Origin of the sequence: Acetobacter sp. P1H12_c (assembly GCF_018811975.1) — a bacterium.
Classification (GTDB): Bacteria; Pseudomonadota; Alphaproteobacteria; order Acetobacterales; family Acetobacteraceae; genus Acetobacter; species Acetobacter persici.
In genome coordinates this window covers 15055-29641 of the sequence record NZ_JACRVR010000020.1, presented here as the reverse complement: position 1 = coordinate 29641, position 14587 = coordinate 15055, and the positions used below count along the sequence as shown (strand labels likewise).

General features: G+C 54.1%; 10 protein-coding genes. 2 read left to right on the top strand and 8 right to left on the bottom strand.

The window, feature by feature from the left end:
• Window positions 1-88 precede the first annotated feature (88 nt).
• The 5 genes from KP699_RS10715 to KP699_RS10695 all read right to left on the bottom strand — a co-directional run bounded on the left by KP699_RS10715 (window position 89) and on the right by KP699_RS10695 (window position 7986).
• Window positions 89-1270 carry a serine hydrolase gene (locus tag KP699_RS10715; RefSeq protein WP_215762601.1) on the bottom strand — a complete coding sequence of 394 codons (1182 nt, stop codon included), beginning with the start codon at window positions 1268-1270 and terminating at the stop codon, window positions 89-91.
• On the bottom strand, window positions 1267-2841 hold the full coding sequence (locus tag KP699_RS10710; RefSeq protein ID WP_215762600.1) for a serine hydrolase: 1575 nt from the start codon (window positions 2839-2841) through the stop codon (window positions 1267-1269). Before KP699_RS10710 ends, KP699_RS10715 begins: the two co-directional genes overlap by 4 nt.
• 75 nt (window positions 2842-2916) lie before the next feature.
• The gene (locus tag KP699_RS10705; protein ID WP_215762599.1) at window positions 2917-4092 is read right to left on the bottom strand and encodes an acyltransferase family protein; all 1176 of its coding nucleotides are present in this window, start codon (window positions 4090-4092) and stop codon (window positions 2917-2919) included.
• Window positions 4093-4114: 22 nt separating this feature from the next.
• A complete protein-coding gene (locus tag KP699_RS10700) occupies window positions 4115-6907 on the bottom strand; it encodes a TonB-dependent receptor domain-containing protein (protein ID WP_179194641.1) in 2793 nt (930 codons plus the stop codon).
• Between the two features lie 185 nt (window positions 6908-7092).
• Window positions 7093-7986, bottom strand: a complete 894-nt coding sequence (locus KP699_RS10695) for a LysR family transcriptional regulator (protein ID WP_077930877.1) — start codon at window positions 7984-7986, stop codon at window positions 7093-7095.
• A gap of 580 nt (window positions 7987-8566) precedes the next feature.
• Here KP699_RS10695 and KP699_RS10690 point away from each other — a divergent pair.
• Window positions 8567-11461: a TonB-dependent siderophore receptor gene (locus KP699_RS10690; protein ID WP_252346968.1), complete on the top strand. Its 2895-nt coding sequence runs from the start codon at window positions 8567-8569 to the stop codon at window positions 11459-11461.
• A gap of 150 nt (window positions 11462-11611) precedes the next feature.
• Here KP699_RS10690 and KP699_RS10685 read toward each other — a convergent pair whose 3' ends face one another.
• Together KP699_RS10685 and KP699_RS10680 are read right to left on the bottom strand one after the other, a co-directional pair.
• Window positions 11612-12343, bottom strand: coding sequence for an alpha/beta hydrolase (locus KP699_RS10685; RefSeq protein ID WP_215762598.1), 732 nt, complete (start codon window positions 12341-12343; stop codon window positions 11612-11614).
• A 115-nt stretch (window positions 12344-12458) separates the two neighbouring features.
• Window positions 12459-13088: a peroxiredoxin gene (locus KP699_RS10680; RefSeq protein WP_215762597.1), complete on the bottom strand. Its 630-nt coding sequence runs from the start codon at window positions 13086-13088 to the stop codon at window positions 12459-12461.
• Between the two features lie 156 nt (window positions 13089-13244).
• Between KP699_RS10680 and KP699_RS10675 the strand changes: the two genes are divergently transcribed.
• The gene (locus tag KP699_RS10675) at window positions 13245-13421 is read left to right on the top strand and encodes a hypothetical protein (protein ID WP_212361863.1); all 177 of its coding nucleotides are present in this window, start codon (window positions 13245-13247) and stop codon (window positions 13419-13421) included.
• Window positions 13422-13443: 22 nt separating this feature from the next.
• On the opposite strand, the gene KP699_RS10670 is transcribed toward KP699_RS10675, so the two are convergent.
• Complete coding sequence (locus KP699_RS10670; protein ID WP_215762596.1) at window positions 13444-14586, bottom strand: hypothetical protein; 1143 nt, start codon at window positions 14584-14586, stop codon at window positions 13444-13446.
• Window position 14587 lies beyond the last annotated feature (1 nt).

Genomic DNA, 14587 nt, shown 5'->3' with positions numbered 1-14587 from the left:
AAAAACCTAAAAAGAGATACCCCGGCATGCCATTTAAAAAATGCCCGCCCCCCATAACCTGAAGTTAACACCACAGAGGCTTCAGAGATTACGGCACAGCTAGAGGCAGCCCCAGAGCCTCTCCGGCCGCAGTCGCCACATCATGCCGCAAATGCACAACACTGTGTCCGCCATTGGGATGCACACGGTTGGTCAGAATAAAAACATAGCAGTCATTCTCAGGGTCAATCCACAAAGATGTGCCCGTGAACCCGGTATGCCCGAACGACTGGTGTGAAAGCCTCTCGCCGCGCGGGGTGGCATACGGCGAGGCAATATCCCACCCAAAGCCACGCAGGCTCGTCTGGCCCGCAGGCTGTTGCGGCGTTGTCATCCGCAGCAGCAGGGCTCGGCTGAGAGGAAATGCGCTGGGCCGCCCGGCACGCTGATCCAGCAAGGCCTGCGCATAGCGTATCACATCCTCTGCAGTGGAAAAGAGGCCTGCATTCCCCGCAACCCCGTTCATCCTGCGGGCTGTCGGGTCATGCACCACACCGCGCAGCATGGTGCCGTGTTCATCATACTGGGTTGGAGCAATGCGCGGCTGCATGGCGGCAGGCGGCAGAAAACCGGATTGCGTCATGCCAAGCGGTTTGAGAATGGCCGCCTGTGCATACACATCCAGCGTCTGACCTGTCAGCGTTTCAACTAGCAGACCAAGAGCAATAAAATTAAGATCACTATAAATAAAGCTGCTGCCAGGTGTTTTGACGGGAACAGCCTGCATAATGCGGTCTGTCGCGGCGGATTTGCCCCACCAGTCCGGCGCGCGGGGCAGGTCAGGTTGCAGGCCGGAAAAATGCGTCAGCAACAGGCGCACCGTAATCTGGCCTTTACCCCCTGCGGCAAACTGCGGAAGGTAGCGGGCAACCGGTGCATCCACGTCCACCAGCCCTTTTTCCACAAGCTGCATAACGGCCAGTGCGGTGATCATCGGTTTGGTGAGAGACGCCATGTCAAACACCGTGTCCCACGTCATGGCATCCTGCACCGGCACAAGACTGCGCGCGCCAAAGACCCCCCGATGCAGCAACCGTCCATGCTGCCCGACACCCCATACGGCACCGGGGCACTCGCCCCGCCTGATGGCCTGCTCTATCAGCGCATCCGCCTTTGCAAACCTGTTCAGTTCACCCGGCGTCTGGCACCCGGAAAGACCAGCCTGCGCCAGCAGAAGAGAAGATCCCTGCAAAAAATGTCTGCGGGAGAGAGGAAACTGCCGCCCGGTCATGGCGCAGACACTTTAAGCGGATGCAGATCCTGTGCATCAAAACTGAAATCAGACCCGACCACCTGCATATGAAACCCCGTAACCTTACCGGACATATCGCGCTCAAACTGCACATAGCTGTCATCCCCGGCATCCTCAGCCCGGTTCTGCCACTTTGCCACAAACAGATCATGCGGGAGAGCCGACAATGTGCCGGAAAGGCCGTCTGCCTTACCAAACTCCATAACAAGAGTGTTATTTTTCAGAAACAGGCGGATATCGCCGCGCCATGCATCATGATAAAGCCCGACATACTCTTTCAGCTCAGAGGCAGGCCGCGTTATAAAGGGCCGCGCGGGAGAACCCGGTCCGGTTGTAGAAGCCTCCTGCGCGGCCTTTGCCTGCGTCTTTCTGGCTTCATTCTGCCAGTAGGCAACCCAGTCATCACTTTTGCCTGTCGCAATCAGCGCACTCATGGTCAGAGCGATGGAATAGGTCGCGTGGTTATCGTCATGGTTGGTGAGGACCACCAACCCTGTATTTTTTTCCGGCAGCATGGAAACATAGCTGACCATGCCGCTGACGGTGCCTGTATGCCAGACCCGTTTGAGGCCGTAAAAATCTTCCATAAACCACCCATAGCCGTAGGCCCGGAAATGGCTTTTTGTCCTGTCAGCACTGTCTGGCAATGGCAGGAGCGCGTGGGGTGCCCAGAGCGCATCCCGCTGGACCAGACTGATCACCTTCCGGCCATCCACGGTCTGGCCGCCATTCAAAAGGGTCTGAACCCAGCGGTTCATCCCGTTCACGCTGCACCACACACCACCTGCGGGCGCCATGGCTGAGGGTTCTGCGTGGTCAGGCAGCACACCATCACTCCCCTGCCCCGCCGCAACATCCACCTGCCCCTTGACTGGGAATGTGCTCTGACATGCCGGGAGTGCTGCGGTATCAATCAGGCGCGTCTGAACATAATGCTCCCATGTCTGGCCGGATACTTTTTCCACCAGCGCCCCGGCTACAACATAAAGCAGATTATTGTAGGCATAGTCGGCCCGGAAACGCCCCGTGAAGGGCATGTAGGGCAATGCTGCCAGAATATCTTTCCGCGTGAACGTGCTGTGTGAAAACAGCATCAGATCTCCGGCACCAAGCCCCATGCCGCTATGATGCGTCAGCAGATCACTCACACGAAAATCCCGCGTAATCCACGGGTCTGAAACCCTGAATTCGGGCATGATATCATTAACGCGATCTGTCCATTTCAGCTTGCCTTCATCAACCAGCGTTGCAAGCGCGGTTGCTGTAAACTCCTTGCTGTTGGAGCCAATCGCGAAAAGCGTGCTGGTATCGACCTGACCACTTTTTTCATTATCAGCCTTGCGCCCATACCCTTTGGCGAACACAATTTTTCCATCATGAATCACACCGACGGCAACACCCGGCACATCAAAAGCCTGCCGCGCTTTGTTCACCACATCATCAATCTGCTTTTCAGTCAGGCCATCTGGCAGAGAGACTGTTGCCGCCTGAACAGACGTGCCTGCCACCACCAGACACAGTGCCGCCAGCGCACCGCACTGTGCGAACATGCTGAAACGCCGCTTTGATCGTGTCTGGTTTGAATGCATGGAGGAAAAGACCTGTGTTTGAGACATAAGAAAACTCTAAAGCCTTAGAAATATTTTTTTATGGTACAGCCCATAAAGTGGCACAAAAACGAGCATAAGGAAAAAGAGGGAAAACAGAAAAGATGTGAGTGGCGTGGAGGGATACCCGGCCCTGAGGACAAAAGAGAGCCACGCCTGAAAAGACGCCCCCTCTTTTACCGGAGAGGGCAGAGCAAGCAGCGTTTTTGCGACAAAACCCGAAAAGAGAAATGCAAAGACGGCGTTTGTTCCGAATATCCTGAAAAACGTCGCAACAGAGTACATAACAGAACTGTTTTTCTGCACCATCCGGAGATCAAACAGAAAGTCACACACACTCAGGCAACAGAGCGCCGCTCCGGTTGTGAAGAGCGTGAAAGAGCTTGTCCATAACGACTTGTTCAGCGGGAAAACAAGCGCCCACAGCAGACCAAGCACAACAGCAAGAAGACCCGCGACCATAAGGAGCGCGGGCCGCCGCGCCGGTAAAATATCTGACCGCCGGAAGAGCTGGCCTGTCAGAACGCCAGATAATGTCGTCCCGATTGCGGGAAGGGTGCTTAAAAGCCCCTCCGGGTCCCACGTCTTTTCATACAGCACACCAGTATGCAGCCATGCCCGGCACCACGCGGAAAACTGCCTGTCCAGCCATGCCGCCATATTTTTATCGGCATCCAGAAAAGGAAAATCCTTTCCGGGCCAGCCTGCATCCGGCACGGGCAGCGCATACAGCATCCCCCAGTAAGCCAGCAGGAGGATCGCGATAACGGAGACTAAAGCCACCGGCTTGCGGACAAACACATAAAGGCTGGCGGCCGCCACGTAACACAGGGCAATCCGCGTCAGGACCCCAAAAAAGCGCAGATGCCCGAAATGAAAGAACGGATACAGGCTGAGCAGAAGTTTAAAGCCGATTAATGCCAGACCGCGCCACGCGATATGCGCCATCAGCTGCCTCCGCTGCACTCCCTCGCTCAGGCGTCTGTCAAACGCAAAGGGGATGACACACCCCATGAGAAACAGGAAAAACGGAAAAACAAGGTCAGCAAGGGTGCAGCCATTCCATGCGGCATGCTCCAGCGGGGGCCAGACCTTGCTCCAGTCCCCCGGATTGTTGACCAGAATCATGACAGCAACGGTTACACCGCGCAGGATATCAAAAGAGAGGATGCGGGAAGAAGGCGGAGGCTGCACGGCCCCCGCTCCATGCTCTGACCTAGAAATGAACCTGCGCCTTCAGATAAACATACCGCCCGGCATAGTCATACATTCCGGGTGACGTATTATAATCACCGTTTGCGTAAAAATTCGGGTCCCGGCCCCCAAGATTTTTCACACCTGCCGTCACGCTGTAGATATCTCCGTGATAGGTCAGCATCAGATCATGATACCAGGCCTGATTGGTTTTCCACCACTCGGAGACAGTCGGGCCATAAGAAGAACTGGGATAATACGTGAACCCATCAATAAACCGGAGCATGTATGTCAGGCTCCAGCGACCATGGGTGAAGGTGGCAGACCCGTTGGCAACCCACTTTGGCACACCCGCATCCGTGCTGAGATAGGAAATAAGGGGCTGGCCATCCTGACTTTGCGCTTTGTAGGACATGATGTCCTGAATATCCGCACCGAATGTCAGCGTATTGTTGTAGTCAATCGGCACCTGATAGGACGCGTTGATATCCAGACCATCTTCAATAAAAGCACCGGTATTTTCATGCAGACGTGCAACCGGGTAAAGCTGGCCATTCACATCGCGCCCATTGAGAATGGAGCAGTAGCTGCTGGACAGGCCCGTGCTTTCATAACAGCCGTTGAGCTCGGTTGAGAGGGACGGATAGCCGATTGTTTCCGTAATATGGGTATGGAAATAATCCACCGTTGCCGTAAAGCCCGGAATGAACCGCGGTGTGATGATGGAACCAATGGTATAGGTTCTGGAAATTTCCGGCTTCAGATTCACATTGCCGCCGGTTTCATATTTCAGAGACCCATTGGTCTGCTTGAATGTGTTCGGGTTGATGCCCTGAGCCCGGCAGTTATCCGCAATGGTGCTCTGCACGGCTCCGGGGTAGGTGGAGATATAAGCACACGGATCACGCGTGCCCGTCAGGCTGATAATTTTGGCTTTATAGAGATCCTGAATGGTCGGGGCCCGGAAACCTGTTGCGATATTCGCCCGGAATTTAATATCGTCAGTCGGCGCATAAATCAGACCTGCGTGCCAGTTATAAGCCTGCCCAAAGGTATTATAATTTGAAAACCGCCCGGAAACTTCAGCATTCAGAGCTTTAACTGCCGGAAGATTCCGCAACAGAGGAATACTCAGCTCCCCAAAAACTTCTGTCACGTTATAGCCGCCGCCCGTATCCCCACGCACCTGATTGGAGTTCAGTCCTGCCTGATCCTGCCATGAAGAATGCCAGTACCCATTCAGACTGCGATGTTCGACCCCAAGCGCAATCCCCAGCGGACCATACGGCAGGCGGGCAAGATGCTTGTTGGCAACAGTAAACTGGACGTCCCGCATTTCCTGAGCAGACGGATACACATCATCAAAGCTGATATAGTTGGCAGCGGCGCGGGACATGGTGCCTGAAAAAGGGTTATACGGTGAGCAGCCAGCGGTATTTGCGCAAAGGTTAGGGTCATAATACCCTTCTGTTGAGCCAGCACCCCCCGTCTGATGGAAGCCCAGCGCGTTTTCCATATTGCGCCAGTTAACGCGGCCCGTGCCTTTATCGGACGTTGTGGTTTTGCCGTAAGAGAAGAAGAAATCATACGTCCAGCCACCCGTATGCGGCAACGTGCCGCGCGCGCCGCCTGTCAGCTGGTAGTAATCAATATTTTCATAGTCATATTCACGACCAATCCCAAACATACGCTGGTTCAGCGCGACATCTGACCCAAACGGATTTCCCGGCTCACCGGCAGGCACAACCATTGCACCGGAATTGCCTGTCAGCGTCGTGGCGGGTGTGGCAATATACATCGGCGTGCCCGCACTAACCGTATGCGTATGGCTGTAATTCGCCGTCATATAAAGCTGAAGATTGCTGTTGACGTCAAAATGCCCTGTAGAGGCCAGAGAGCCGACCTGCTGTTCCGCTATAATCTGGTTATCTTTGGAGTAATCATAGTTATCACTCCATTTATACGGCCTGTACCCACCATGCCCGTCAGAAATAACGGACTGCGCCACACCATCACTGGACGGTGTTAAAGGTGCCCCCCCGTTGAGAGCCGCATAAACAGGCAGAGCGCCATACTGGGAACCATAATACTGGTCCTGCCCCGGCGGGTTATTGACCTTTGCTTCCTGCATCGCCCATTTGCGCTGATCAGCCGCCATAGGCGCCTGATAGTTATAGGACCCGGCAATAGTGAAATTGCCGCGGTCATGCATGAAATTGAACCCATGCGCGGCGGTCAGCGCCGTCGTCTGATCATCCCCGTATTCACTGATCCCACCGTTTGCGGTCAGCGTTGTACCGGTAAAATTCTTCTTCAGAATAATATTGACCACACCAGCAATGGCGTCAGATCCGTAAGTTGTAGAAGACCCATCTTTCAGGATTTCAATACGGTCAATCATGGCGGGAACAATGCTGTTCACATCCGGGCAATCAACCGCGCCATTCCCGTTGACCATACGGTGGCCATCAACCAGCACCAGCGTGCGGGCCGTGCCAAGGCTCCGGATATTCAGGCAGGAACCGCCTGCGTTGGAATAGGTGTTCCCTGAAAACCCCATGGACGGGATGTGCGCAAAAACATCCCCCGTTGTCATGGAGGAAGACTGCTGAATCTGCTCACTTGTAATGACGGTAACCGGCTGAACTTCCGCCGTTTCAACAGCACCCAGATGCGTACCGACCACGGTGATCGCTTCATCCTTGCCGTTTGTTTTGACCGTCGCGTCCGATTTTTTCGACGATTTGTTGGTTATGGCTTTCCCTGTGGTTGTCCCGGGCAGAGAAATGATCTGGGCGTGCGCCTCAGTCGTCAAGCCATAACAAAAGGCAGAAATGCCTAAAAGAAGAAGTCGCTTTTTATAGGTCCCTGATCCAGACATCGTCCACCTGCCTTCCCCGCCACCACCACGTAAATACGATATCGGAATGATCAGAAGAAAACGGAACGCTGTCCATGTCAAAAATGTCACGAACCATTAGCCAGCGGTTAAGGGGGGGGTTACAGAGCAGGCAGACCAGCAAGATCGTCTGTGATCTCTTTTTTGAGAAGTTCCAGAATATCACGGGAAATATGAGAAAGCGCATAATCAGCCCGGAAGAGAACGGTACAGGCTATCCCCAGTGGCGGCTTGAGTGGGAGCGGGGTGGGCAAACCGGGATGATGCAGAGCCGTCAGCCCATCCACAATGGCGCAGCCACCCCCCAGCCGGACCAGCTCCGCCGCCATATAATGCGTGCGCACCCGCACAACGGGTACAGCCGCCAGACTGGCTTCTTCCCACACCATATCCAGAAGGCGCGCGGTCGGATCATTTTCGCTCAGGCCGATATAGCGGGCCGGATCAATATCTTCCAGAGCGACCGGCCCCTTCGTCACGTCCTGATCAATCAGCACCAGCGGAACATCGGCAATATGGCTGGCGGTAAGCCCCTGCTTCTCATAGGTGCCAAAGACAATACCCAAATCAAGGTCATGATTGAGGATACGCGAGACAATTTCCGGCCCGTGCAGCGTATCAATTGTCAGTTCGTTCCCCGGATGGGCCGCGTGATAGCGCTGAATGACTCTGGGCACCACGCTTAGCCCCAGACTGGGCACACAGCCAATACTGATAGCGTGACCATCCCGCGCATAACGCAAATTTTCCGTAAGCCTTTTAAGGTCAGAAATCTTTTCAAAAATTGTATTAACGTGGGGCAGCATAATCCGTGCTTCCCGCGTGGGCACCAGCCTGCCCCCTGTCCGCTCGAACAGGGCAAACCCTAAAGACTGCTCAGCATAGCGCAGCACCTTGCTGGCGGCGGGCTGAGAGACATGCAGCACCTCCGCAGCACGACGCAGAGAGCCCGTGGACATGATCGCATAAAAAACTTCGATCTGACGTAAACGCATAATAAGCGTTTTATCCTTTCTGGTCTGGTTTCCTAATGTTAACATACCCCAACAAATTAGAAAGACCCATTTTGGGTCTTTACTCTCCCATCAGAAAAGCGAAATTTTTTCCTTTTGAAATTTCTCTAAGGACAGAAGACTTCAACTTTCTGTTATGAATCAATATTTTCTCCATAGATCTTTTTATTTTCTGATCTTTCCAAATGTTCTGAAACAGAATCTCGTTTCCACTCTTTAGTCTGTGAGAGGTTTTTTCAGGATTTCAGCCTCATTCAAAGCCCTGTGGATACAGGTTTATCGCCAAAGCAGTGATAACAGATAACTGCCGATTTCTTTCCCACACAAATATTCAATGGCTTTCCCAGAAAAAATAACTTTCCTTCGGACTCATTATCATTCTGTAATCTATATTAATACCTAAGTATATAAAAACACATCCTCATCATAACCCGAAGTTATACGGCACAGAACAATATGGAATTGCGCCCTCCTGTTTGTTGCGATGATGCTATGAACAGCCCGGATGAATACTCTGTTTCATCACGCCCGTCCCTTTCCTTACTCAGGAGATGTTCCGACCATGCGCTACAAAACCCTGAGACATTTTCTGCTTTACTCAGCCTCCAGCCTTAGTCTGTTCGCGGTGGTTTCACCGTTACAGAGTGGCGTGGCGTACGCAGAGGACGCGCAGCTTCCTAAAAAAACGTCTGTCAAATACAGCACAATCTCCGCTCGAAAGAGCGAGAAGAAAACTCTGCTGCACGTTGCAGACCAGCAGGAAGCGCGCAGCACATCTCCTGAAAATGTGGTTGTGACGGGCTCCATGCTCCGTTCTTCCAACAATTCCAACGCCAACCCGGTGCAGATTATCACGGCCAAGGATATTCAGCGGACATCCGCGACCACGCTGTCCGACTATCTCCAGCGCCTGCCCTCCATGGGCAGTGGCGGAAGCTATAACAGCACCACCAATGGCGGCGGCGGTATTGCCTGCCCGGATATCCGCAACCTTGGGGCCTCCCGCGTTCTGGTTCTGGTGGATGGCAAGCGACAAGTGCAGAACGGCGGCTCAGGCTCCTCCTGCGTGGATCTGAACATGATCCCGGTTTCCATGGTTCAGAGCGTGGAAATCCTGAAGGATGGTGGCTCAGAACTGTATGGCGCAGATGCTGTGTCCGGCGTGATCAACATCAAGCTCAAGCACAATCTGACCACCGGCAATATTACCGTCAAAGGCGGCATCACTCAGTATGGGGACCAGCGGACGGGGATGATCTCCGGCATCAAAGGTTTCAACTTTGATCATGACCGCGGCAATATTACCATCGGCGGCCAGTATCTGAGCCAGGGGCCGGTTATGCAGCGGGACCGCGACTGGGCTTATAACCCCCAGATCAACAACCCTGCACCGGGCGGTTCGGTTGTTTACGGGTCTGGTATTACGCCCACCACCACGGCTCTTGTCGGCGGCAAGCAGCTCAAGCCCGACGGAAACGGAGGCTTTTCTCCTCTCACCGCGTCTGATCGTTATAATTATGGGCCGGAAGGGACGTTATCCCAGTATATACAAAGCAGCACTCTGACGGGTGACGCGCATTATGAGATCAACAAACATCTCAATCTCTATGCCAACGTACGGTATACGCACAAATCCTCTCAGGCGCAGCTTTCTGCCCAGCCCCTGACCGGGAGTGTCGGCGTTAATTCTCTGCCAGCGGCTTTTGTTCTGCCTGCTGGCAACCCCTATAATGTCTGGGGGCAGGATGTCGGACTTTATAAAAGAACAGTAGAATTCGGCCCACGCTCTTATGATTCCGCAAATGACTCGTATCAGGTCATTGCCGGAGGCAACGGGACGATTGTTGGCAACTGGCAGTATGATGCCTCCATGTCTTACGGCATGACGCAGAACACCCTGCGGACGCAAGGGCTGGTCAATTACGCCAACATTTTGCAGGAACTGGGTGTTTCACAAAACGGATCTTCCATTGCGTATGATCCTTCCGTCTGCACATCTCAGGCGGGATGCACTTTGTTTGATCCTTTCCAGACATGGCCAAAATCTGCCGTTGATTACGCCAGACATACGGAAATTGATCATTCCACCTATCAGTTGCGGGACTTCAACCTCCGTATCAACAACAACGATGTTGTGAAACTCCCTTACAAAGGCGGTGGCCCCATCGGGATAGCGCTGGGGATGGAACACCATAGTGAACAGCTTTCCTACCATGCGGACCCGGAGGTGCAGGCAGGCAACGTCGCGGGGTCCTACACCTCCAGCACGGGCGGCGGCTTTAACGCGACTGAAGTCTATCTGGAAGGCAAAGTGCCCCTGCTGCATAACGTCGCCTTCGCGAAAGACCTGACGATTGATGGTCAGGGCCGCTGGTCGCGCTACAACACGTTTGGCGATACGGAAAACTGGAAAGTCAGCATTAACTGGGCTCCTGTTCAGGATATCCGCTTCCGGGCAACACTGGGAACATCGTTCCGGCAGCCCAGCGTGTATTCTCTGTATGGTGGTCAGGCCGTCGGTTTTCCTGCGGCCATCGATCCCTGCACACGCCCGGACTATTATGGCGCAGCGGCGGCAACTGTTGTTGCCAACTGCATGAAGGCCGGTGCCGTGCCCGGCAAGGTCACGCAGGCCTATTCCAATCAGCTCCCCAGTCTGCAGGGCGGAAACCCCAAACTCGGCCCGGAAGTCGGCCGGACTTACACGTTTGGCACGGTCATTACCCCTCGCTGGACTCCCGGGCTCTCGCTCTCGGTGGAGTACTGGCATACCACGCTTAAAAATACCATTGGCTCCGTTGGGACCCAGTATATTGTGGACCAGTGTTACACTGGAGCATCCCCCGGTTACTGTGCCAATATTTCTCCGCGTGACAGTAACGGGCAGATCACCATGGTGAACGCCACAACACAGAACCTTGGCCAGATGACCACCAACGGCATTGATTTTGACCTTGATTACCGCGTGCGCCTGACCCGCACGGATGTTCTGACCCTCAGCAACAATCTGCAAGGGCTGGTTGGCTACAATGTGCAGCCTTATGCCGGATCTTCCTTCAGAAACGGTACGGGCCGCCTTTACTATACCGGTGGCGGTGCATATGCGGGCGCAGGTGTGGGGCACCCCCGTATTACAGATTACGCAACGGCCACATGGACGCATAAAGCGTTCAGCCTGACTTACATGATGAACTATACCAGCGGCATGCGGCTGAACAACGGCTCTGTTGACCTCACCCATTCCTCCGCAGGGTCATGGAACGTGCCCGGCATTTTCACGCATGATGTGACGCTGGGCTATAGACTGAAAGACTGGAACTTTACCGCAGGCGTCAACAATCTTCTCGATAAAAAGCCGCCCTTCATACCAGATGGCGTGATCAATACTGATCTGGCGATGTATTCGCAGAACGCCATTGGCCGATATGCCTTCCTTCAGGCCGGAATGGATTTCTGAGGGGAGGCTCTCAAGACCTGAGGCGCACTGAGCAGACCCACATGAGTGAGTCTGCTCTCCTGCCTGAAGAGCTAATATTTTCTGAGGAGCCTCTATTTGAAATAGAGGCTCCTCAGAAAGGGCAGAACAAAACCTGCGTATCCCTTCAGATTACTGCAAGACTCTTTTCTGGTGGCGTGACAGTCCCGTTTTCTCCAGCAGGACTGTTTGCGTCAGGCGGTCCAGAAATAACAGGCCATCCAGCCAGTCCCCAAGGTCACTTTGGTTGCCGATATGCCCTTTGCGGCCAGCATCGACAAAAGAGGCGCTCCAGTGCCGTGCAAATTTCCGAGCCGATGTGACACTCAGCCACGGGTCATTCCGGCTCCCGACCACTACGGACGGAAATGGCAACGGGGACAACGGGACGGGGCTGAACGCCGCCACACGGTACCGCTCCAGCTCAGGCCCATTCTCTACATCCGCAGGCGCGACCAGCAAGGCACCGGCAACAGTCTCCGGCAGTAGTCCCTTTTTAATCGCATGCGTAATCAGAAGGCAGCCCAGACTATGCCCGACGAGCAGAACGGGCTTTTTGCTTTTTTTGACTGCTGCAACCAGCGCCGTTACCCAGTTCTCATAATCAGGTTTTGACCAGTTGGCCTGCGTGACGCGCCGCACCGCAACACCATTGGCCCGAAACAGCCTTTGCCAACTGGACTGCCAGTGGTGGCGGGCAGACCCATCCAAACCCGGCACAATGAGGACTTCAAACCCGGCCAGAGACGCAGAAAGACGCCGGACGATCTCCTCTGGCGCGCTGCCTTGGACGTTCACCTCCTGATGCAGGGATGCTGCTTTCTGCGGGAGCCTGCTTTGTCCTGAGAATGACAGACGCGACACAGGCTTTCTTTTGAGAGCAGACATTACGCTTCCAATGTTTTTTGCGTCCACTGTCCGTTTATTCACACTCTGTCGCATCACACATTCCTTGTCTGATCAGGACGTTCGGTTGATTTCAGGAGAGCTTCACTAGACGCAGGTAAGGCTTGAGCGTCTTCCAGCCCTGCGGGAACAGGGTTTTTGCCTGCTCATCACTGACAGATGGCGCAATAATCACATCATCCCCGGCCTGCCAGTTGGCCGGGGTGGTCACTTTCTGTTTGTCCGTTAACTGAAGGCTATCAAGCACCCGCAGAATTTCATTGAAGTTTCGGCCTGCTGAGGGCGGATATGTCAGCGTCAGTCTGACTTTTTTAGCGGGATCGATAATAAAGACACTTCGCACCGTCACCTTCGGGTCAGCGTCCGGATGGATCATCCCGTAAAGGGTGGAAACCTTTTTGTCGGTATCTGCCAGAATGGGAAAATTAACTTTGCTGCCTTGAGTTTCAGCAATATCCGCCTCCCATGAGGCATGGTCTTTCAGATCGTCCACCGAAAGGCCGAGCACTTTGGTGTTCCGCTTCTCCCATTCAGGCGCAAGCCGCGCGACGGCCCCCAGTTCAGTCGTGCAGACAGGAGTGAAGTCCTTCGGATGGCTGAACAGGATGCCCCACCCCTCCCCGAGCCATGAATGAAACTGGATTGGCCCCTGCGTGCTGTCCTGCACAAAATCAGGAGCGGTCTGGCCTAGCTGGATTGTCATAAGCGCACCCCAAAACCACACGGTTAAATATGAAATAAAATAAGCACATATTTTTCTCGTTGTAAAAAACATAATTCAATATATTTTAGTGGAATAGAATTTTGGGCATCTGGCCCCCTTTCGAGGAAAGCTCATTCAGCCGTGGAGACCGAACTTATGCGTAGAAAAACACTCTGGTCTGGCCTGACGGCAGGCGTGCTTGTACTGCTGCTCGGAGGCGCACTGGTGCCAGCACACAACACACAGGCCGCGCTGTTTGCGCTTTCAGAGGCCACGTCCTGCCTGTTCCAGTATGATGTGACGCAGCAGACGCTGGAAGTCGCCTCACGATGAAACCACAGAGGCCCTCTAACGGCTACCGCGCCATAATCTGGTGAGGTTTGACCAGAAACACGCAGCAAGCTGACAGAAGACACAGCACGAAACTGAGAAACCCAATCCCCAGATACTGGCCGCTATCACCAGCGACACCAGCCAGAATTGTTGTGGCTGCCTGAGAAAGCATCCATGCGCCTCCGGAACGAGACGCCAGCTTTCCTGAAGGGTCAACCAGACAGGTTAAGCCGACCAGAGCAGGGTAGATAAAAAACCACAAAGCATAGTTTAAAGAAAATGCTGCTTTAAAAACCAGCCACGATGGCGGCCATGCCTGAAAAAAGCAGATCACACCCGTCAGTAGAAGTGCGGGAATCAGCAGGCGCATACTTGCCGTGTTCCGGCTAAGCCGCACACTCGCAAGACAGACGCACAAACCGAGTATGTTTGAAAATGCTGATAATGTGCCAAATGATGCTGTGGTGAGGCCTACTGACGCGGCAATACGCTCCGTAAAAGGCCAGACCGCGAGACTGCCGCCCGTGTAGCACAACACTGCAAGTAATGCGGCAACAGCAGGCCCGGATGCGGGCTGCCCCGTGCGCACTACGCCTCGGGGCTGGTTAACGGTATCGGGCAGCAGCCGCATCAGAGGTGCCAGTGCGAGCACAATACATGCCAGAACGAGGAAAACGCCCTTCTGCCCGGCTATCTTTCCGATAGAGGGCAGGAAAAGGCTGGACGCAGAAAAAACAATCGTCTGAACGACCATCACAAAAGAGAGCACAAAAATGGGTTGCCCCAGTCGGCTGGCGCCCACATTGACGACCGCATTCAGTGCGCCAAGCCCCAATCCGGACAGCACACGGAGCGCCAGCAAACCCCAGAAACCATATACATAGGCAGACGTCGCCTGTGCAAAAACAACGCAGATCGCGGCAACAAGCGCCAGAGAACGCAACCTGATACGATGAACAGCGGAGGCTATGCCCGTCATGGCCGCAGCATAGGAGAGCATTTCTACACTGCTCCACACGCCAGCCTGCGCGGCAGTCATCTGCCCATTTTTTATCAGTTCCCCGACGGCAAACGGACCCAGAGAATTCATACTATGCGCGGCACAGTCCGCCGCGCTGATTGCCACGAGAGTCATAACGCCAAGTGTGCGTGTTTGCTGTAGCATG

Coding starts and splice junctions, on each gene's coding strand:
- KP699_RS10695 (WP_077930877.1), bottom strand. CDS start 7,986: ATGCGTTTACGTCAGATCGAAGTTTTTTATGCGATCATGTCCACGGGC.
- KP699_RS10690 (WP_252346968.1), top strand. CDS start 8,567: ATGCGCTACAAAACCCTGAGACATTTTCTGCTTTACTCAGCCTCCAGC.
- KP699_RS10710 (WP_215762600.1), bottom strand. CDS start 2,841: ATGTTCGCACAGTGCGGTGCGCTGGCGGCACTGTGTCTGGTGGTGGCA.
- KP699_RS10715 (WP_215762601.1), bottom strand. CDS start 1,270: ATGACCGGGCGGCAGTTTCCTCTCTCCCGCAGACATTTTTTGCAGGGA.
- KP699_RS10670 (WP_215762596.1), bottom strand. CDS start 14,586: ATGCTACAGCAAACACGCACACTTGGCGTTATGACTCTCGTGGCAATC.
- KP699_RS10675 (WP_212361863.1), top strand. CDS start 13,245: ATGCGTAGAAAAACACTCTGGTCTGGCCTGACGGCAGGCGTGCTTGTA.
- KP699_RS10680 (WP_215762597.1), bottom strand. CDS start 13,088: ATGACAATCCAGCTAGGCCAGACCGCTCCTGATTTTGTGCAGGACAGC.